Origin of the sequence: Nostoc sp. XA010 (genome assembly GCF_020829625.1) — a bacterium.
GTDB lineage: Bacteria > Cyanobacteriota > Cyanobacteriia > Cyanobacteriales > Nostocaceae > Nostoc.
Genome location: NZ_JAIVFX010000008.1, coordinates 140,040 through 159,416 on the forward strand (window position 1 = coordinate 140,040; position 19,377 = coordinate 159,416).

At 41.7% G+C, this 19,377-nt stretch carries 20 protein-coding genes; 8 read left to right on the top strand and 12 right to left on the bottom strand.

Annotation, left to right across the window (positions count from 1 at the left end; translation table 11 throughout):
• The first annotated feature begins 87 nt into the window (after positions 1-87).
• Positions 88-1,773 carry an iron uptake porin gene (locus LC608_RS14475; RefSeq protein WP_229554212.1) on the top strand — a complete coding sequence of 562 codons (1,686 nt, stop codon included), beginning with the start codon at positions 88-90 and terminating at the stop codon, positions 1,771-1,773.
• A gap of 104 nt (positions 1,774-1,877) precedes the next feature.
• Here LC608_RS14475 and LC608_RS14480 read toward each other — a convergent pair whose 3' ends face one another.
• Entirely contained in the window at positions 1,878-2,138 is a 261-nt protein-coding gene (locus LC608_RS14480; protein WP_229554213.1) for a hypothetical protein, read from the bottom strand.
• Positions 2,139-2,382: 244 nt separating this feature from the next.
• On the opposite strand from LC608_RS14480, the gene LC608_RS14485 reads away from it, so the two are divergent.
• The 3 genes from LC608_RS14485 (at position 2,383) to LC608_RS14495 (ending at position 5,354) form a co-directional block, all read left to right on the top strand.
• A complete protein-coding gene (locus tag LC608_RS14485; protein WP_229554214.1) occupies positions 2,383-2,985 on the top strand; it encodes a DUF3318 domain-containing protein in 603 nt (200 codons plus the stop codon).
• A gap of 111 nt (positions 2,986-3,096) precedes the next feature.
• Positions 3,097-4,641 (top strand): hypothetical protein, encoded by a 1,545-nt coding sequence (locus LC608_RS14490; RefSeq protein ID WP_229554215.1) that lies wholly within the window; start codon positions 3,097-3,099, stop codon positions 4,639-4,641.
• Positions 4,642-5,162: 521 nt separating this feature from the next.
• Positions 5,163-5,354 carry a hypothetical protein gene (locus tag LC608_RS14495; RefSeq protein ID WP_229554216.1) on the top strand — a complete coding sequence of 64 codons (192 nt, stop codon included), beginning with the start codon at positions 5,163-5,165 and terminating at the stop codon, positions 5,352-5,354.
• A gap of 213 nt (positions 5,355-5,567) precedes the next feature.
• On the opposite strand, the gene LC608_RS14500 is transcribed toward LC608_RS14495, so the two are convergent.
• From LC608_RS14500 to fabF, 7 genes are all read right to left on the bottom strand, one after another.
• Positions 5,568-5,960, bottom strand: coding sequence for a hypothetical protein (locus LC608_RS14500; RefSeq protein ID WP_229554217.1), 393 nt, complete (start codon positions 5,958-5,960; stop codon positions 5,568-5,570).
• Positions 5,961-6,354: 394 nt separating this feature from the next.
• Complete coding sequence (locus tag LC608_RS14505) at positions 6,355-6,507, bottom strand: hypothetical protein (protein WP_308189874.1); 153 nt, start codon at positions 6,505-6,507, stop codon at positions 6,355-6,357.
• A 15-nt stretch (positions 6,508-6,522) separates the two neighbouring features.
• The gene (locus LC608_RS14510; RefSeq protein ID WP_229554218.1) at positions 6,523-7,887 is read right to left on the bottom strand and encodes a hypothetical protein; all 1,365 of its coding nucleotides are present in this window, start codon (positions 7,885-7,887) and stop codon (positions 6,523-6,525) included.
• Between the two features lie 91 nt (positions 7,888-7,978).
• The gene (locus tag LC608_RS14515) at positions 7,979-8,389 is read right to left on the bottom strand and encodes a type II toxin-antitoxin system VapC family toxin (protein ID WP_229554219.1); all 411 of its coding nucleotides are present in this window, start codon (positions 8,387-8,389) and stop codon (positions 7,979-7,981) included.
• 5 nt (positions 8,390-8,394) lie between these two features.
• Positions 8,395-8,688 carry a hypothetical protein gene (locus LC608_RS14520; RefSeq protein WP_229554220.1) on the bottom strand — a complete coding sequence of 98 codons (294 nt, stop codon included), beginning with the start codon at positions 8,686-8,688 and terminating at the stop codon, positions 8,395-8,397.
• 178 nt (positions 8,689-8,866) lie between these two features.
• Positions 8,867-10,894, bottom strand: coding sequence for a transketolase (gene tkt, locus LC608_RS14525; protein WP_229554221.1), 2,028 nt, complete (start codon positions 10,892-10,894; stop codon positions 8,867-8,869).
• 252 nt (positions 10,895-11,146) lie between these two features.
• A complete protein-coding gene (gene fabF / locus LC608_RS14530; protein ID WP_229554222.1) occupies positions 11,147-12,397 on the bottom strand; it encodes a beta-ketoacyl-ACP synthase II in 1,251 nt (416 codons plus the stop codon).
• 96 nt (positions 12,398-12,493) lie between these two features.
• Here fabF and LC608_RS14535 point away from each other — a divergent pair, with 96 nt between their 5' ends.
• Positions 12,494-12,640: a hypothetical protein gene (locus LC608_RS14535; protein WP_229554223.1), complete on the top strand. Its 147-nt coding sequence runs from the start codon at positions 12,494-12,496 to the stop codon at positions 12,638-12,640.
• Positions 12,641-12,662: 22 nt separating this feature from the next.
• Here LC608_RS14535 and acpP read toward each other — a convergent pair whose 3' ends face one another.
• Positions 12,663-12,917 (bottom strand): acyl carrier protein, encoded by a 255-nt coding sequence (acpP, locus tag LC608_RS14540; protein ID WP_100901313.1) that lies wholly within the window; start codon positions 12,915-12,917, stop codon positions 12,663-12,665.
• A gap of 421 nt (positions 12,918-13,338) precedes the next feature.
• Between acpP and LC608_RS14545 the strand changes: the two genes are divergently transcribed.
• Complete coding sequence (locus LC608_RS14545) at positions 13,339-14,244, top strand: CoB--CoM heterodisulfide reductase iron-sulfur subunit B family protein (protein WP_229554224.1); 906 nt, start codon at positions 13,339-13,341, stop codon at positions 14,242-14,244.
• Positions 14,245-14,947: 703 nt separating this feature from the next.
• Positions 14,948-16,000, top strand: coding sequence for a UDP-3-O-(3-hydroxymyristoyl)glucosamine N-acyltransferase (lpxD, locus tag LC608_RS14550; protein WP_229554225.1), 1,053 nt, complete (start codon positions 14,948-14,950; stop codon positions 15,998-16,000).
• A 323-nt stretch (positions 16,001-16,323) separates the two neighbouring features.
• On the opposite strand, the gene LC608_RS14555 is transcribed toward lpxD, so the two are convergent.
• The 3 genes from LC608_RS14555 to LC608_RS14565 all read right to left on the bottom strand — a co-directional run bounded on the left by LC608_RS14555 (position 16,324) and on the right by LC608_RS14565 (position 18,194).
• Complete coding sequence (locus LC608_RS14555) at positions 16,324-17,556, bottom strand: NAD(P)/FAD-dependent oxidoreductase (RefSeq protein ID WP_229554226.1); 1,233 nt, start codon at positions 17,554-17,556, stop codon at positions 16,324-16,326.
• Between the two features lie 49 nt (positions 17,557-17,605).
• Positions 17,606-17,770 (bottom strand): rubredoxin, encoded by a 165-nt coding sequence (rd, locus tag LC608_RS14560; protein ID WP_229554227.1) that lies wholly within the window; start codon positions 17,768-17,770, stop codon positions 17,606-17,608.
• Between the two features lie 229 nt (positions 17,771-17,999).
• A complete protein-coding gene (locus tag LC608_RS14565) occupies positions 18,000-18,194 on the bottom strand; it encodes a hypothetical protein (protein WP_100901319.1) in 195 nt (64 codons plus the stop codon).
• A 422-nt stretch (positions 18,195-18,616) separates the two neighbouring features.
• On the opposite strand from LC608_RS14565, the gene LC608_RS14570 reads away from it, so the two are divergent.
• Positions 18,617-19,183, top strand: a complete 567-nt coding sequence (locus LC608_RS14570; protein WP_229554228.1) for an SRPBCC family protein — start codon at positions 18,617-18,619, stop codon at positions 19,181-19,183.
• Positions 19,184-19,377 lie beyond the last annotated feature (194 nt).

Sequence of the window (19,377 nt, forward strand, 5' to 3'; positions counted from 1 at the left end):
TGTGATTGTGTGTGAAACTCCTGAAAATAAAGTGTTTTAAGCATTTTATCAGGACTGGATTATGTAGGTGTGAGTGAGAGTAATAACATGAAAAAAGCATTCTGGAATCTTTGTAAGGTTAGTCCAGTTGTTTTAGCTGCTGCATTTTTCGCTGCTAACAGTGCTGTAGCTGCTGAAGTCAACGAAGAGGTAACAAATGTTGCCCAGTTATCTGAAGCTCAAGATTCTAACAGCATGAGCCAGGTAACATCAGTTTCGCAATTTTCGGATGTGCAGCCCACAGATTGGGCATTCCAAGCTTTACAATCTCTAGTTGAACGCTACGGCTGTATTGCAGGTTATCCCAACAGTACCTATCGTGGTAACCGTGCTTTGACCCGTTATGAATTTGCCGCAGGTTTGAATTCCTGTTTAGACCGGGTTAACGAACTCATTGCTACAGCTACTGCTGATTTGGTTACTAAACAAGACCTGGCTACTTTACAGCGCTTACAAGAAGAATTTTCTGCTGAACTAGCAACCCTGCGCGGTCGCGTGGATGGATTAGAAGCCCGCACTGCTGAGTTGGAAGCTAATCAGTTCTCTACTACTACTAAGTTGGTTGGGGAAGGAATTTTCGCCGTATCTGATGTTTTTGGTGACAATAGAGCAGTTGCTGCCGGGAATTCAACTCAAGACTTGAACTATAACACCACTTTTTCTGACCGGGTGCGTTTGAACTTGTACAGCAGTTTCACTGGTACAGACCAGTTGCAAATCCGTTTGAATGCTGGCAATATCGTTTCTAATGCTGGTACTGCTGCAACCGCTACTACAGCCGCTACTGGTTCTGGTACTAACATGACCCGCTTGAGTTTTGATGGAGATAGCGCCAACTCGGTTGTGGTTGATAAAGTCAACTATGCTTTCAACTTTGCTAACGCGCTACGTGTCAAAGTTGACGCTAGTGGTGGAGAGTTATGGGAGAATGTCAATAACTTCAACCCTGACTTTGCTAGTTCTGGTAAAGGTGCACTCTCTCGCTATGGACGTTTTAGCCCGATTTATCGTCAAGGTCAAAATGGTGCTGGTCTGACTGTTACTTTCAATCCTGGCGGCCCTCTCAGTTTGACTGGTGCTTATTTAGCACCTACCAGTGGTACTGGTGGTATCTTTGGTGCTAATAATCCCGGTCTTAGTAATGGGCTGTTTGATGGTGATAACACCATCTTTGGTCAGTTATCTTTCCAACCCAGCAAAGCTTTCAATATTGGTTTAACTTACGCCCGTAGTTACTTCGCTGGGAATGCTGCCAACAGCCTTTTCCAAAGTACAGGTAGCGCCTTTGCCAATAATCCGTTTGGGATTGGTAGTCGCACCGAATCCAACAATTACGGTGTACAGGCTAGCTTCCAATTTAGCCGCACGTTGGCTGTTAGCGGTTGGGGAGGTTATACAACTGCTGATGCTAAGACTGGCATTAATGCGGGTGCAGACGCAGAGGTTTGGTACTGGGCTGGAGCGCTTGCTTTGAGAGATTTTGGTGGAGAAGGCAACGTCTTAGGTGTTATCTTTGGTCAACCACCCAAAGTTACTGGTGGCAGCATAAAAAATGTCGGCACCAACGTTGATTTAGACGAGAGTACCTCTTATCACTTAGAGGGTCTTTACAAGTTCAAGCTTTCCGATAATATTCAGATAACTCCTGGCGTATTAGTAATCTTCAATCCAGAGCATAACGACGCTAACGATACCATCTATGTAGGTACTCTACGTACTACCTTCACCTTCTAAAATTGGTGATGAAATTTGATTCCTGAATCGTGTTTCGATAAAGCGGAAAATTAGATGAACAAAACCCCACGTAAATGTGGGGTTTTGTTTAGGAAGAAAATTAACTATGTAGGATTATAATCTGGCTGATTGGATATATCTTTTGGGGGGCGATCGCTACTCCAAGCCCACCACACAGAGGCACAGTGACAGTAGTAAAACTCTTGCCATTTGCGACGACGGTCTTCTGTAAATACAGGCGATCGCCGATTTAGCCAAACCTTTTCAGCTTCTCGGCTACTTGAGTGGCAATTAGGACAGCAAAAGTCATTCGCATGTATTGCCTTATTTGTCCATTCAGGTGGAAGGGTAGCAAAAGCGTCCATGTTGTTACAAGTGTAGTAGCAATGGTTATCGAACAGAATTCAGGAGTCAGGAGTCAGAATTCAGTCTGCTGAATCAATATTCTTATGGCTTCATCTGAATCTATTCACTTTCTCGCCATTTATTGAGTTTTTTACTAATAGAACAACCATTTAGAAAGACTGCGATCGCATCTCACAAATCAAAGGTTAACACGAATGACAACTAAAATAGTTACCATGCACATTATGGCTAATAATTAAATTTATGGAGCCAAATGTTGAAATTCGCCGTTTGTTAGATGTGATGCCTGCCTCTGGTCGGATGACGACAAAAATCGTTAGTAAGCCAGAACAGGCAAAAGTCATTGACGCCTCCTTTCCCCAACCCTGGAATCAGGCGCGACCGATATATATTAATTTTGATTTGTGGCGTCGTCTGACCAAGCCGCAACGAGACTTGCTGCTGTTGCAGATAGTTAGCTGGTTGACGGGGGTGAAGTGGTTTAAACCCGACATTTATCAAGGCGTAGTACTGGCGGGGCTGTTAGGCGGATTATTAGAAGCAGCACAATCAGATGTGGTGGGTGTAGCCGTAGCCGGGGGATTAAGTGCGATCGCTGCTTTTCGGATCTGGCGCACTAATAAGTCTCAAGAATCAGAGTTAAATGCAGATGCAGCAGCAATTCGCATAGCACAACGACGTGGTTATTCAGAAGCTGAAGCAGCGCAGCACCTGTTATCTGCAATTGAAGCGGTAGCCAAAATTGAAGGGCGTTCTGGTTTAAATTTTACCGAGTTGATTCGTTGCCAAAACTTGCGAGCGATCGCGGGTTTATCACCAGTAGGTATACCAGAAAGTTATAAGTAGAAATCAGAAAAAATCCACTTGTCTAAATACTTAAAGAATCAACATAAGATTTTGATGAATCAGTTGTCTCTCAGATTGTGATAGCATTTTTAGAAAGATTTTTACCTAACAATGCTAAACAAGAAACTCATCACATATACTTCGAGATTACCTTTTCATTCTCCTTGGTTTATTATCATTATTTTTTCTGTTCTTGGTTTAATAGGTATTCTCAACCATTCCATGTGGCGAGATGAACTAAATCCCTGGCTCATTGTCAGAGATAGTGAATCTTTAGGGGATTTGATTGCAAATATTCGTTATGAAGGTCATCCTCTTCTATGGTATTTTTCTCTGGAACTTCTGAGAAAAATAGTCGATAATCCTATTATTATGCAAATTTTTCATTTGGCAATTACTGTTGTTTCGGTTACTCTTTTTTGCCTATATAGTCCTTTTAACTATCAACAAAAATTTCTTTTTTCCTTTGGTTTCTTTCCTTTTTATGAATATCTTTTAATTTCTCGAAACTATGCCTTTAGTATGTTATTTGTTTTTGCATTCTGTACATTTTTTGCATCTAGAAAAAGAACTTATACTTATTTGGCAATTTTATTAGGTTTACTAGCAAATAGTAGTGCTTATGGTTTATTGGTATCATTCTCTTTATCATTGACTTTGCTAGCTGAATTTTGTTTTGATAGTGAACATCGTCGGCAGTATTTTAGTCAAAGCCAAAAATACGATTTATTTTTAAGTATTGTAATTCTCATCTTTTCTTTTCTTTTATGCATTTATATTATTACTCCTCCAACAGATAGTTATCTTCATGGTGGGTTGAATAATGGTTGGTTAACAAAATTAGACCTCCGTCATTTATTGAGAAGTATAAGTAGAATATTTGGTGCTTATTTATTAATTATTCCTCAACATAAAAAATGGCTGGATTTAATTATATGTGCAACAATTGCTCTATTAATTGTAATTTTAACCTTAATTAAATTATCTAAAAAACCAGTACCATTGCTTTTCTACATTATAGGTAATTCTGTAATATTTGCCTTTACATACTTCAGATTTATAGGTATGCCTCGGCATTTTGGACATTTATATTTAGTTCTAATAGCGGCTTTATGGCTGGGAAGTTATTATCAAGAGTCTCTAGTTCTACTCAATAAATTTTCTGTTCGTCCAAATTCAATTATATTTATTCATAAATGGCATAATATCGTTTTAATGCTAATTCTTTATGTCCAGTTTTTGGGAGGTATTTATAGTTTTTCAAGAGATTTAGTTGTACCATTTTCTGCCAGTCTGGAAACAGTTCAATATATTCAAAAAGCTGGGTTAGCTAATGAGTTTATTGTTGCCAGTCGAGATGCAAATATGGCTCCGTTATCGGGTTATCTCAATCGAAAGCTTTACTATCCTGAGATTCAAAAAATGGGAAGCTTTACCTTATTTAAAACTGGCCGTAAAGATGTCGAACAAACTGAGATATTAAGCCAAATTAATTCTCTACTCAAAAATCAAGATGAGCAAAAGAAAATTTTGCTCATTTTAAATCGTAAACTGAATGTCAACCGAAATGATTTGAAAATTGTTCCAATCAAAGATTTTCAGAAAGCCTGGGTGGATACTGAACGATATTATCTTTATTGGGTAGATGAGGCATAAGGATAATCCGCCGAATTTTGCTAGGCAGATTTGAGTCAATTCTTGAGGTAAAGAGAACTACAAAATTTCATTCAGAAATATGGGATAGACTTTTTTGTACTGAAGCAATCAGCATTGACACCGGAACATATTGCTATGAATCTTTGGTTTATCCCGTCGCAATCGATAGCAAAAAAATTTCATTAAAGCTACAGTAAGAAACTAATCCTAATCTCTTAGGCGTTTTAAAATGCTGTTCTGTCTTAGAAACTAAAGCCTTAACTGTTATACAAGGAACATCTATTGCCCAAACACCCTATAAATAACGCTTTTACGTCCTTTGAGTTAGGTGGCCACCAGTCATAACTAGCTGCGATGCGTGAGGCTAATCTACACTGGAATAAGAGAATGTGTGTTTAACTAACTTAGATGTTCCACGCTAAGGAGTTTAGTCATACCTTCTCGGTATTGCTGATGTAGTGCTTACCTCGTGTGGTAAAACTTAACTTAAATTCTGTCAGTTACTAACGGAGTTGATAGGAATGGGTAACTTTATTATTTTTGCCTTGATAGTAGTTTACGGAGGCGGCGTTTGGAAGTTTTGGAATGGGTTTGGACGGACTAATTTTAATCCAAGTTTGACCAATCGCATTGGTTTGTCTTTGCTATGGCCAGCTTTGTTTATTACAAATCAATCCTATCGTCGAAACTTTAGAAAGGCGTTGAAGGGCTAGATTTTACTATTAAGTTTAAAGTCATCTCAACCTAATGGTGGCATATATCCCAATATAAATCTAACCCAACAGCCCCCTTTCCCTACTAGGGAAAGGGGGCTGTGTTTACTCATCGTAGAAGGAGAGGAATTAGGGGAGGGATAAGTTCGTAGTATTTACAAAGCAACCCGTTAGCAATTGGGAAGTATTTTAGCTGATGAATTTACGAATTATTTATTTGGTTAGCAGATGGATTGCTGCACCTACAGCTGCACCATCAACAGCATTCCCAAGGGTATCTTTCTTATTGCCAGTAATTACGCCAGTTACTGCGCTAGCGCCTGCACCGACTCCGACATCTTGAACAACGCTCCGATTACGGCGATTGTTTCTCAGACCATTTGCACCATTAACAGCTGCACCAGTGATACCACCTCTTACAGCATTGTTTAATACATTACGCTTTCCTCTAACTGCTCCGGTGACTACATTGGTAACAGCCCCAATACCTGCATCTCTTAATACTTGGTCATCAGCAGCAGCCGGTTTAGCGGGAACTAATGTCACACCAGCTAAACTTGCAGCCATGAGGCTGGGTAGAAGTGTGCGCTTTAGGATATTATTCATTGTGTTACCTTCTCAAAACATCAAACAATTAGATAAATCTAAAGTTACTGGAGTCAGAGAAAACCATATTTTTTCAATTGGACAACAGCAACTATCTATTGTTTGAGGACATATACATAATCGCATTTATAAAGTCATAACTGCATCACCTGAAAGCATGAATATAAATTAAGTCTTCAGAGGGCCTTGCTGATTCATTAGGCGATACTAAAGATTACACATTGACAGAATGGACTAAAAATGCAATGTAAATTTTTAGGTATGAAAGTTTAATTTTTTTAGTACTAGCAAGCGATTTCTGATGATCAATTGTGTACTGTTTACTCTATCTATCTAAAGATAGTTGACAAAATAATTAAACTAACTAGCGGGGTTAATATTCAATTCTCTTAGTTTAGCGGCCAGGCGTTGCGATCGCGCTTCTGTTTGCTGCGATCGCTCCCCTCCCATCTGTTTTTAGAAAATCACCTTGATTATTCCACCAGCGCAACCAAGGTAATTCTATATTCTGATAGCGGACTTGCCAAATTCCTAATTCCACACCCATCGCTTCAGCTTATTTTTAAACCCAAGGAACAGCTTCGATATTTTCCTGATAAAAATCTTTATTTGCTATACGGTTGAAGTACTCACCTTTGTACTCAAAAAGATTTAACAGAATCAGTTCTAAATACCATAAGCCAAGTTTATAAGCATCTATTTGTTCTGGAAAGGGTCGGTTAAGATATTTTTGACGCTTTTTTGGATTAGGATGAACGATTGCATTGCGTATCTCTGTTAAAGCCTGTGCCCCATCAACCCAATTTAATTCTTTTTCTTTTGAGGCTTTAACCAATTCAGTTAAGCTGTCAGGTATTTTTAGCGGGACACCACACTGTGAAAGGAGGAGTCTTAGTTGATCAGCTGCTGCAAGTTTTTCAAATCCTTGTTGACTGATGATAGCTTTTTCTTCCACTAGAAGAGTCCAAGCAAGGATTTCAAAAGCAGCTTGCATCAAAACAATGGAACCTTGTACATCTCCTGCTTGAGCAATACTTGCCAAATACCAATGGATTGCAAACCTTATCGGCTGATTCCAAGTAGTACTTCGCCAGCGATTAAGGAAACCTGGAAAAAGTTTACTGAGACTGCAAGAATCTTGTGAATCTGCAAACCACGAATGCACACTTTGCCAGGGTGATGTTGTATAAGCCGAAGTACAGTTTTCCCAAACCTTTTCCCCTCTGTTGTCATAACCGACTAATAGGATGGGAGAAGTCCTAAAGCCTCTAGAAAAAGAGAGAAACCAATGCAAAGCTTCCAATACATCATCAGCTTCCTCTGTGGCAAAAGGCTTTTTATCGGAACGTTCGAGCGTCCCCACATGAGTTATAGCGTAGCCTCCTTTTGATTTAAGAGACTTTATAATATCTCCGAGGTTTTGCAGGCTGTCAATGGAAACACTCCAACTCTCAGCTTTTAATATAAGCCTACCCCGCCAAATTTGCCTTGGTGTTGATATAGCCATCCCGTTAAATTTATGAAAGTTGGTTAGGTGAAAGAGTATATGTGATAAATTATTTTCCGAACTTAATATTGCTGGCTTATTTAGAGTACCTGAAATATCTCCACTTTGATGATCAAAGTCGATAGGAATACTAGAAATCCAAACTTCAGCAGAACTTTGGATTTCTGAAAGGTTTAGATTACCTTTACCAAGTTCAAGTTTAAGAAGAGACTCATCATTTGATTTTAAAAATAGGAACTTAACATCGGGAGACGGCAGCCATTCAAAGAAAACAGTACCACTTCCTTCATATACAGTTCCTTCTTGACTAATTTTTAAGGAACCTTGATAAAGTTGGATAGGTTGATTAGGTTCTCCAGTAAAGTAAATTGGTGTAAGTGCAGGAGGATGTTGTTTAAAAAGCGATTCCAAAGATTCCATTGAGAGTCCGGTTAGTATATTTAATAAATTTTTAGTGTTGCATCCTTAAATATACTAAGTCAGTTCTTGCCAGAGTGATATTCTCTCAAACTCAAGGTTCTGTTCTTGCCCAATGCTCTAAATTAATTCCCTGCACTCTCAGCAAATCAAAATCGTTAGAAACTAGAATTAATCCGCGTGTAATTGCCGTAGCCGCTATCAATATATCTTGTTCTTGTATCTTCAAACCCCTACGTTGTAAATCCACATGAATTTCACATGCTCTCTCAATAATTTCTATATCATCCAAGAATAAAACTTCATATTTTCTATAAAACTGATTAAATTCTGCTATTTGCCTCGTAGCATTTACATACAAAAGCCCTCTTTTAACTTCATAATAAGTTATACAACTGATAAAAACTTCTTGTCCTGAACGATTAGCATCCCGTAGTTTCCTACTAACAGTTGCATTTCTCCTCAAAATGTAACTAACAATATTTGTATCTAATAAATAAGCCACTTTGTCTATTTTCGCTTTACTGCATCATCGTACATTTTGATTTGCTCTGGGGTCAAATCATTTAACGTACCAGAAACCGCTTCTAAGACAAGAATCTTATCAATTCTGCGTGTCAGTTCATGCTCGGTTATAGGCCTCATTTCCTCTAGTGATAACTGTCCAAAGAGTTCTACTAACATTTCTATCATTTCCTGTTGGTTTAACTTAGCTTGATATAAGCTATTACCTTTAATTAGCTTTTCAACGATTGGTGATATGCGATTACTCACTTCTTGATGATAATTAGCAACTTCTGGCATAATTTCCTCCATTTATCAAATAATTATCTTAATTATAAACAATCTTACTCAGCGAACCTCTGCGTTCCTACCCTGCGGGAAGGCGTTCGCGTAGCGTCTCGTAGAGAAGCGCCTATGCGTTAAAAAAAGGCGGGCCTTTCAGCCCACCCCACAAAATTTTGAGAATATTCTGTTGCTATTAACCCAACAATTGTTTAGCCTTAGCTAATACATTATCAACGCTAAAACCAAACTTCTCTAAACAAACACCACCTGGAGCCGAAGCACCAAAGCGATCAATACTAACAGTATCGCCTTCAGTACCCACATACTTGTGCCAACCGAAACTAGCACCAGCTTCTACAGATAAACGCTTGGTGACAGCTTTCGGCAAAATGGACTCTTTATAAGCCGCATCCTGTGCTTCAAACAGTTCCCATGAAGGTAGTGAGACGACACGAACTTTCTTACCTTCAGCCTTGAGTTTTTCGGCTGCGCTGACGGCGAGGCTCAATTCTGAACCAGTACCAATCAGGATGATATCAGGTGTACCTTCGCTATCAACAACGGTGTATCCACCCTTCGCCACGCCCTCAATCGATGTACCTGCCAAGTTGGGGACGTTTTGACGGGTGAACGCCAACAGAGATGGAGCGTTTTGCTTCGCTTTCTCGATCGCTACTTTATAAGCGCCAGAGGTTTCGTTACCGTCTGCGGGACGAAACACTAATAAATTAGGAATGGCTCTCAAGGAAGCTAGAGTTTCAATGGGTTGGTGTGTCGGCCCATCTTCACCTTGTCCAATGGAATCGTGAGTCATCACCCAAATCGAGCCAGCTTGAGAAAGGGCGGATAAGCGGATAGCAGCACGCATATAATCTGTGAAGATCAAGAAGGTAGCACCGTAGGGGATTAATCCTGAAGTGTGCAGCGCTATACCATTACAGATTGCGCCCATAGCATGTTCCCGCACACCAAAGTGGATGTTGGGGTTTTCGTAGTTCCCTTTTTGGAAGTCGCCCTTACCCTTGATTTCGGTCAAGTTGGAGTGGGTTAAGTCAGCCGAACCACCAATCAATTCAGGTAAAACTGTCGCTAGTTTGTTGAGGCAGTTTTCTGAATGTTTGCGGGTGGGCAGTCCTTTATCTTCGGGGGTGTAAGTGGGTAATACCTTATCCCAACCGTCGGGTAGTTTGCCGCTTATGTAGCGTTCAAATTCAGCCGCTTCTTGGCCATACTTAGCTTTGTAGTCAGCAAAAGTCTTGTTCCATTCGGCTTCGTAGCTTGCGCCGCGCTCAACTGCTTTGCGTGTGTGGTTGAGGGCTTCTTGTGGAACATCAAAAGGCTCGTATTCCCAACCCAAATTTTTCCGAGTCAATGCTATTTCGTCTCCACCCAAAGCAGCGCCGTGAATACCAGCAGTGTTTTGTTTGTTGGGAGAACCATAACCGATGGTGGTTGTCACCTTAATCATTGATGGTTTATCGGTGACAGATTTAGCTTCTTCAATTGCTTTGGCGATCGCTTCTAAATCGGTATTCCCGTTCTCAACGTGCAAAACGTGCCAACCGTAAGCTTCAAATCGCTTGGAAACATCTTCGGTGAATGCCACATCTGTGGAACCGTCGATGGAAATGTGGTTGTCGTCATACAGAGCGATGAGTTTGCCTAATCCCAAGTGTCCTGCAAAAGAACAAGCTTCACCGGAAATTCCTTCCATGTTGCAACCATCACCTAAAATTACGTAGGTGTAATGGTCAACAATCTTGGTATCGGGTTTGTTAAATTTAGCGGCAAGGTGCGCTTCGGCGATCGCTAAACCAACTCCATTGGCAATTCCTTGACCCAAGGGGCCAGTTGTGACTTCCACGCCTGGGGTCATGAAGTTTTCGGGGTGTCCAGGGGTTTTGGATTCCCATTGCCGGAATTGTTTGATATCTTCAATGGTGACGCTATCGTAGCCTGCCAGATACAGTAGGGCGTACAGCAACATTGAGCCATGACCAGCTGACAAGACAAAGCGATCGCGGTTAAACCATTTGGGATTTTTGGGATTAAACTTCATAAAGCGATCCCAGAGGACAAAAGCCATCGGAGCCGCACCCATTGGTAGTCCTGGGTGTCCCGATTTTGCCTTTTCTACGGCATCAATAGCCAAGAAGCGGATCGAGTTAATAGCCAGTTCTTCGACGGACAATTCTTTGGCGGATTGGGTTGCAACAGTCATAATCTCTTGTTTTTAACGACGGGTTAGCACTCTTCGTAGCTTCTCTTACTGGGGTTATTTTAGATTCCCCACAGTATCCTCATCATCCCACTCCCGCTTGTCGATGGACAAGCGGGATCTCCTGAGTTTTTGGTGATAAATCAAGCTGATAATTGGGTCATGCTGAACGCTTAAGTTATATCGGAATGATATTTCTGATACTTTTAGCACAGTCATCTCAGGAGAGTAGACCAGCAATAAAATGGCAAATTTTTAGACGTATTTCTTAAAGGCCAGTGTGACATTATGACCGCCAAACCCAAAAGAATTGGATATTGCCACCTCGACTTTTTGAGCGCGGCTATAGTTAGGCACGTAATCTAAGTCACACTCTGGATCGGGATTTTCCAGATTTATTGTCGGTGGAATTTGGTCGTTAGCGATCGCCAGCACTGTTGCGACTGCTTCAATACCTCCAGAACCGCCCAATAAATGACCTGTCATAGATTTGGTGGAGCTAATTGCCACCTTATAGGCATGTTCTCCCAAAGCTTTTTTGATTGCTGAGGTTTCTGTTGAATCATTAGCTGGGGTACTAGTGCCGTGAGCATTAATATAGCTAATATGTTCAGGAGTTATGTTGGCATCTTTGAGCGCTAGTTCTATTGCTCTAGCGGCTCCAAGTCCACCAGGAACGGGGGAAGTGATATGGTAAGCGTCACAGGTCATACCATAGCCGATCATTTCGGCATAAATGTGAGCGCCACGACTGAGGGCGTGTTGCAGTTCTTCGAGAATTAAAATTCCTGAACCTTCACCCAAGACAAATCCATCGCGATCGCGGTCAAAGGGACGGCAAGCATGAGCCGGATCGTCATTACGAAAAGAGAGGGCTTTGCAAGCGGCAAACCCAGCCATCGATAATGGTGTCACAGCAGACTCTGTTCCGCCGCAAATCATCGCCTGGGCATATCCTCCTTGAATTAAGCGAAAAGCATCGCCTACAGCGTTAGAGCCAGCAGCGCAGGCAGTTACAGGGCAGGAATTTGGCCCTTTAGCACCCGTGTGAATTGCCGTTAATCCTGCTGCCATATTGGCGATCATCATCGGTATCATGAATGGACTACAGCGATCTGGCCCACGGTTGAGGTAGATAGTTTGCTGGTCTTCTAATACCTTAATGCCACCAACGCCAGAACCGATCATGACACCTACCTGTTCTGCATTCAGTTCATTAATAACTAACTGCGCGTTAGCTAGAGCCTGTTTTGCTGCCGAAACCCCAAATTGGGCAAATCGATCCATGCGCTTGGCCTCTTTGCGCTCCAAGTAATCATGTGGATCGAAGTTTTTTACTTCAGCAGCAATGCGGCAATCATGGCGAGACGCATCAAAAAATGTGATGCGGTCAATGCCATTACGTCCACTCAATAATCCATCCCAATATTCTGTTGCTGTGTTACCTATAGGTGTAATCGCGCCAACACCAGTTACAACAACGCGTTTACGTGTATAATCTGTCATGATTCAGTTAAAGGTGGCGAAAAAGCAGCAGGCATTAAACAGTGCTAAGTTTCGTTAGCGTTAGCGGGGCGTTTAGCCCGTCCTGAGTTCTGAGTTTTGGAAGCACCCAAAGATGGAGAAAACTCCGAACTTTTAGCTCCTAAAACTCTAACTCCTAAACTTTTAACCGTTCAGCACTCAGTGAAAAGTCAGATCAGTGGTTTTTGCCTAGATGCCCAGAGGGGGCATGGCATTGCCATTTAAACTTCAAAGACTCAAAACTTTTTTAAGCTGATGCGGTAACTTTGTTATTGATGTAATCTACTGCGTCTTGAACCGATACAATCTGTTCGGCAGCTTCGTCAGGAATTTCGATATCAAATTCTTCTTCCAAAGCCATCACCAGTTCAACGGTATCTAAGGAATCTGCTCCTAAATCTTCCATAAATTTGGACTGGGGAGTGATTTTTCCTGGATCTTCAACACTCAGTTGTTCGGTGACGATTTTCTTGACCTTATCAAAAAGTTCCGTTTGGCTCATAAATAATAAAAGTCCTTAACCAGTTGCTAGGTTCTGCTCTTTACGGGAAACATTGTTTTGAGCATATACATCTTATCGTCAAGCGCGATCGCCCGTATACTACCAAGGGTTTTTCTATTAGAAAATCCCTCCCCTTACTCAAAAGAATCGGGTAAGTTTTCTTAGAATTGGGTATAGGAACGGACTATGCCATTGCCAACAGGATGTAAATGTTTCGGTTGTCCAATTATTGCTAACTTTCTTTACAATGTCTCGGTCAGTATTTACAGCCTTGCTAGCAATCAGAATATATAGACGCTGCGGCTTTGAACCTAGACGGTTAAAGAGACGGTGAACGTCAAACATCAGAGCTTAGGTGCTAACAAGGAATAATAAAACAGTTATTGTTTTAGAGCGATCGCTCTAACCCAAACATACCTCTATGCTATCTCAGACACTTAAATATGCTTACTTCCCCGGTTGTGTTGCCCAAGGGGCCTGTCGGGAACTTTACCAGTCAACTCAAGCGCTTACCCAAGCACTAGGCATTGAACTAGTTGAACTTAAAAAAGCTGCTTGCTGCGGTTCTGGCACATTTAAAGAAGATTCGCAACTGCTAGAAGATACAGTCAATGCCAGAAATATTGCCCTAGCTGAAGAATTAAATTTGCCCTTACTTACCCATTGCAGCACTTGTCAAGGTGTTATCGGTCATGTGAATGAACACCTGAAAGAATGTAAGACTTCTGACCCGGCATACATTCAACAGGTTAATGGCTTACTGGATAAAGAAGGCTGTTCACCTTATCGCGGCACTACCGATGTTAAACATCTTCTCTACGCCTTGGTAACAGATTACGGTTTAGAGGAAATTACCAAGCGTGTCACCCGGAAGTTAACTGGATTAAAATGCGCGGCTTTTTATGGCTGTTATCTCCTCCGCGCCCAAAAATCTATGCCCTATGATGACCCGTTCCAACCGGAAGCGATGGAAAATATGTTTCGGGCGGTGGGTGCAACACCAATTTATTACCGAGGCCGGACACAATGTTGTGGTTGGCCTCTGGCTAGTTATGCCACTACCCAATCTTTCAAGATGGCGGGGATGCATATTCAGGACGCTTTGACATCTGGTGCTGACTGTATAGTTACACCTTGTCCTTTGTGCCACTTAAATTTAGATTCGCGTCAGCCAGAGGTGGAAAAGGTGATTGAGCAAAAATTAGGTTTACCAGTGCTGCATTTATCCCAGTTGATTGCTTTGGCACTTGGGGTTAGTCCAAAAGAACTGGGTTTAGATCGCCACGTTGTTTCTACAAAGCCAGTGTTGGAGAAATTAGGATTTTAGTAGGACTAGTACCGCTACGCGGAAGTCAAAAGTCAAAAGTCAAAAGTCAAAATTCATGTATTTTAGGGCTTTGAAAGATTGAGAATGGTATTTTCATTTTCGTCACGCTGTACTAGTACTATTTAGTTTGTGTTTGCCAGTCGCTACAACGGGTGCAACCCCTGCAACGCGCTGGCTCACCACTATGCTATGCGTTTACGAAATTACAAGTTAGCCGGTAGGCGTAAAGCTCAGTGGCTTTAGCCCTGAGATATAAGCAACTCGTGCGGTTTTAACCGCATTCAGAATTAATTTTTGGTACGCGGCATGGTATAAGATAGCTATGCCACAGGTAGAATAACCGCGCTTCTCAAATGGATAATCAACCCCAAAACGACTGGCTAGGAAAAAATAATGGATAGTGGGTAGCGAGAAAACCACGATAATAAAAGCCTTGATGCCAACGCGCATTCAGACCAGTAAACATACTATTTATTGATTGTACAAAGTACCGTAGGGCATACGGGAACTAGAGAAACGATTCTCTAACGCTTAGGGAGATGAAGGCCACTGGGGTCAACCAAATTAGACTAGAAACTTTGTTCAATAAACGGGTTTCCGGTTTAAGTATTGCCGAAAGGATGGATGATTTTAAGGTACGTCGATGAACTAAGAATCCCAGTGTCTTCAGACCTGAGAGTGTCAATTTTGAATATACCCAACAATGAAATTCAGCGAAATCCTCGGCCAATTTGGTGATGCTGCTACCAATCATAGTTTGACTAGCAACCCAGACTATGACCCAGAAATTACAGGGGTAGCAGCTATTGATGAAGCTACTATCGGTACTCTCAGCTATGTAGAAGGGGCAAAGTTTGGGTCTTTTATCGGTAAGACCAATGCTAGTGCTTTAATTTTGCCCCAGGATGAAAAATTACAGGTGCTTGCACAAGAGAGAGGTATTGTCTGGCTAGCAACCCCAGATCCGCGATTATTGTTTGCCAAAGCGATCGCACTTTTTTACCAACCATATCGCCCTATCCCAGAAATTCATCCCACTGCTGTGATTCATTCCACCGCAAAAGTTGGTAGTGATGTTTACATTGGCCCCCATGCTGTTATTCAACAAGGGGTAGAAATTGGCGATAGGGCAATTATTCATCCCAATGTGGTGATTTATCCAGATGCCAAAATAGGCGATCGCACCACCTTGCACGCTAACTGTACCATCCACGAACGCAGCCGCATCGGTGCAGATTGTGTGATTCATAGTGGTGCTGTCATTGGTGCAGAAGGCTTTGGTTTTGTTCCTACTCGTACTGGTTGGTTGAAAATGGAACAATCTGGCTATACAGTCTTAGAAGATGGCGTGGAAGTTGGCTGCAACAGTGCCATTGACCGCCCAGCCGTTGGAGAAACACGGGTCGGCTGCAATACAGTAATTGATAACTTAGTGCAAATAGGTCACGGTTGCCAAATTGGTGCAGGCTGTGCGATCGCAGGTCAGGTTGGCATGGCCGGAGGTGTTAAGCTGGGAAATCGCGTTATTTTAGCTGGACAAACAGGAATAACCAATCAAGTGAAGATCGGAGATGGGGCGATGACATCTGCTCAAACTGGAATTCACAGCGATGTTGCACCAGGAGAAGTTGTCTGCGGAACTCCAGCCATTCCTTACAAACTATATCTGAAGGTATGTGCTGTTTATAGTCGTCTGCCAGATATGTATCAATCGCTAAAACAATTGCAACGTAAATCCAAAAATAGCAATGAGTGAAGCGGACATGAGGTTAGAATTACCCACATTTTTGTAACATTCTCATCTAGTCCGCCTCAGAATGAATTCTGAGTCTAATAGCGAAAGTCGTCTAAAGACGACTAACAAAAGGTTATGAGGTGTGATGGGTAAAAGCAGGGCTGGAGCCGCTTACTACAAGCGAATCAATCTGAAAAAATAAATGGCGATTAGCTTAGAGGTTGCTTGAAAAGGCGACTGGAAGTCGCGGCTACACAGTCAAAACCCACCTCCGTGGGTTAAACATCATTGATTTTCTCTTAGTCCACGGAGGTGCACTTAGTTTTGACTTCCGCCTTGCGGTACTAGTCGCTACTCGCCATTGCTACACCTGCTAAATACCCAGTTGTCCAAGCACTTTGGAAGTTAAACCCACCGGTAACGCCATCAATATCTAAGATTTCTCCGGCAAAATAAAGACCAGGAACTAACCTACTTTCCATGGTCTTAAAGTTGACTTCTTTGAGGTTGACACCGCCACAGGTAACAAATTCTTCTTTAAAGGCTCCTTTACCGTTGATTAAATATTGTCCCTGAGTAAGTTCTTGCAACAGTTTATTTAAGGTTTTATTAGATATTTCTGCCCAACGGTCTTCTGTGGTAATGCCTGCACGGGCAATGATATATTGCCAGAGACGATGGGGTAGGTCAACGCCGCGATGCAATGCGATCGCTTTCTTTCCCCATTCATCTTTGACTGCTAAAACTTTTCCTCGCACTTCTTCTTGTTGCAATTGGGGCAGCCAATTAATCAATAATGTGGCTTGATAGCGGCTTTCGTGTAGAACTCTCGCACCCCAAGCAGAAAGCTTCAGAACTGCGGGGCCACTCAAACCCCAGTGAGTAATTAGCAATGGGCCAATTTGTTGTAATTGGGATTTTCCACCCCCAGATAACCGCAATTGCACTGGGTTAACGCTAACTCCAGCTAAAGCCCGCAATTGAGGATCAGCAATATTGAAGGTAAATAAAGAAGGTACTGGCGATTCTATTTGATGACCTAACTCTTTGACAATTTTATAACCTATAAGGCTGCTGCCGGTCGCAAGAAGTAGGCGATCGCATTTAATCTGCTCTCCCGACTTCAAAAGAATATCAAACCCCCCATCTGCTACGGTCACTGAAGTTACGTGTGTACCGATACGGAGTTTTACTCCAGATGTCGCCACCGCTTTAATCAGACATTCCACAATAGTTTCTGAAGTGTTGGTGACAGGAAACATCCGGCCATCGGCTTCAGTTTTTAGATAGACTCCAGCAGCAGCAAACCAAGCTACTGTATCTTGAGGCCCAAACCGAGTCAAAGCCCCCCGTAAAGCTTTTGCACCTCTGGGGTAATTTTGCACCAACTCCTCAGGTAAAAAGCAAGCGTGAGTAACGTTGCAGCGTCCGCCACCAGAAATTAGCACTTTCGCTAGGGGTTGGCGACTGGCTTCAAGTAAAGTAACTTGGGCATCAGGATTGCCTTTAGCACAAGCGATCGCGCCAAAAAATCCTGCTGCTCCACCCCCAATAACTACGATTCGTAACGGTAGCAAGTTTTAAAATTTCTCAATAGCACGTACTTTACTAGGCTAGCCGTTATCTTCACTCTTCAACTAGTTCAAATTGATCTTTTGTGGCACCACAAGTCGGACATACCCAATCATCTGGTATAGCTTCAAAGGCTGTTCCCGGTGCTATATCGCTATCTGGATCGCCTACTTCTGGGTCATATTCATAGGCGCAAGCAGTACATATATACTTTGCCATGTTCGTTTCCTCTAATAAATTGTTAGCTTTGCTTCAGTATTAAATACTTCTGGTAGTTAGTCAAAATAGGTTTAGTCATTAGTCGAAGAGAAACCACGCCCACCAACGGCAGAGCTACGGGCATTCCTTGGGATGTGGTTTTAATTAGTTCGATATCAGTAGTTTTTTTCGCCCAGGAGGGGGGCGATATATACCAAAAGCTCTTGTATTTTAGACCAATGACAAATGACTAAAAACGCCACCAAGTTCTTTGAACGTAACTGATAATCGCGATCGCGATCGCTCCAAGTAACAATAGCCAAATTATTCCACCTGGAATAAAAGTTAGAATACCAAAGCCTCTGAGTACCCAAACGGCGACGCTAATGCCGAGAAGGATACCAAAAATCTGGATTAATCTCCGATTTAAAGAAGATTGACTCACCTACTTTTCCTCCCAACTCAACAGACATTACAGTTGATATTGATAATTAAGATATGAAGTTCTCATGAAGTTGCAGTTTCATCAGAAATAATACGTAAAAGTTTAGAAAAGCTATCCGAACATTGGGTTAAAGTGCTTGATATTAGGTCGTATTTGTGCCATTCTAGCTGCTAACAACGCAGTTTTTCATCTATAAATATTGCTTTGATAAAACTTACTTCAGTATTAATTGTATTAATTGTAATAAGAAACACAGTTTTTACAGTAAAGTAACTGAAATAATTAGCAAAAATCGCCGTTTCTGGAAAAGATAAGTATTAGACTGGAGCTAAAGTTTAATGGGTTGGATCTTAAGCCAAGTTTTACAGCTTGTAGTTTCAACTTAATTTAGGTGGATGAGTTGAGGAGTAACTTAAATCATTATGTCTGCATCTTATATATCAGACTCAATTATTGCAGGTTCAGATATGGCTTGGAATCAAGACAAGCAAAATTTGCTCGTACAGGGTGAAATTTTAGTAGAAACGCGATCGCACAAAAGCTGGGGTGGCGCGGTGACAGCCTGGATGTATGTGCCGATGGTGCGATCGCAAGTCTGGCAGCAATTAACTGATTACCCCCGGTGGGTGCAATATTTTCCTGATATCACTAAAAGCGAGATATTACACAAAGGTGAAGTCAAACGCCTGTATCAAGCAGCACAAAAAGTCTTTTTCTTTTTCACAGCTCAAGTTGAAATTTACCTCAACGTTGTAGAAGTGCTGGGGCAACAAATCCAATTTCGCATGGAAAAAGGGACTTTTGAGGATTTTAACGCTCATTTAGAACTAAAAGATTGCGGTAATGGTACTTTGCTAGCTTATACTGTGCAAGCTACACCTCTTATTCCAATTCCATCAATTTTCATTCAACAAGCAATGAACTTTGAGTTACCTGCAAATATGCGTAAAATGCGACAAGTACTTTGTAAGGGTCAAGATAATTCGTAATTCGTAATGGGCTACGCCCCGCTACGCTAACGTAATTCGTAATTATTACCTTACGAATGCTTGATAAAAAAACGCCAAGACGCTCTTGCTTGACTTGGCGTTTTGGCGTGAGATGAACTTCAAGGAAGAGGCAACGGGAAAGGAGACAGAGGGAAGAGGATAAGGGTAAAGTTCTCACTAGTCACCTTGTCTCT

Excerpts from the sequence above, each read along its gene's own strand:
- LC608_RS14545 (WP_229554224.1), top strand. The coding sequence starts at position 13,339 with ATGCTATCTCAGACACTTAAATATGCTTACTTCCCCGGTTGTGTTGCC.
- LC608_RS14570 (WP_229554228.1), top strand. The coding sequence starts at position 18,617 with ATGTCTGCATCTTATATATCAGACTCAATTATTGCAGGTTCAGATATG.
- LC608_RS14480 (WP_229554213.1), bottom strand. The coding sequence starts at position 2,138 with ATGGACGCTTTTGCTACCCTTCCACCTGAATGGACAAATAAGGCAATA.
- LC608_RS14495 (WP_229554216.1), top strand. The coding sequence starts at position 5,163 with ATGGGTAACTTTATTATTTTTGCCTTGATAGTAGTTTACGGAGGCGGC.
- acpP (WP_100901313.1), bottom strand. The coding sequence starts at position 12,917 with ATGAGCCAAACGGAACTTTTTGATAAGGTCAAGAAAATCGTCACCGAA.
- lpxD (WP_229554225.1), top strand. The coding sequence starts at position 14,948 with ATGAAATTCAGCGAAATCCTCGGCCAATTTGGTGATGCTGCTACCAAT.
- rd (WP_229554227.1), bottom strand. The coding sequence starts at position 17,770 with ATGGCAAAGTATATATGTACTGCTTGCGCCTATGAATATGACCCAGAA.
- LC608_RS14510 (WP_229554218.1), bottom strand. The coding sequence starts at position 7,887 with ATGGAATCTTTGGAATCGCTTTTTAAACAACATCCTCCTGCACTTACA.
- LC608_RS14475 (WP_229554212.1), top strand. The coding sequence starts at position 88 with ATGAAAAAAGCATTCTGGAATCTTTGTAAGGTTAGTCCAGTTGTTTTA.
- fabF (WP_229554222.1), bottom strand. The coding sequence starts at position 12,397 with ATGACAGATTATACACGTAAACGCGTTGTTGTAACTGGTGTTGGCGCG.
- tkt (WP_229554221.1), bottom strand. The coding sequence starts at position 10,894 with ATGACTGTTGCAACCCAATCCGCCAAAGAATTGTCCGTCGAAGAACTG.
- LC608_RS14490 (WP_229554215.1), top strand. The coding sequence starts at position 3,097 with ATGCTAAACAAGAAACTCATCACATATACTTCGAGATTACCTTTTCAT.
- LC608_RS14500 (WP_229554217.1), bottom strand. The coding sequence starts at position 5,960 with ATGAATAATATCCTAAAGCGCACACTTCTACCCAGCCTCATGGCTGCA.
- LC608_RS14485 (WP_229554214.1), top strand. The coding sequence starts at position 2,383 with ATGGAGCCAAATGTTGAAATTCGCCGTTTGTTAGATGTGATGCCTGCC.
- LC608_RS14520 (WP_229554220.1), bottom strand. The coding sequence starts at position 8,688 with ATGCCAGAAGTTGCTAATTATCATCAAGAAGTGAGTAATCGCATATCA.
- LC608_RS14505 (WP_308189874.1), bottom strand. The coding sequence starts at position 6,507 with ATGGGTGTGGAATTAGGAATTTGGCAAGTCCGCTATCAGAATATAGAA.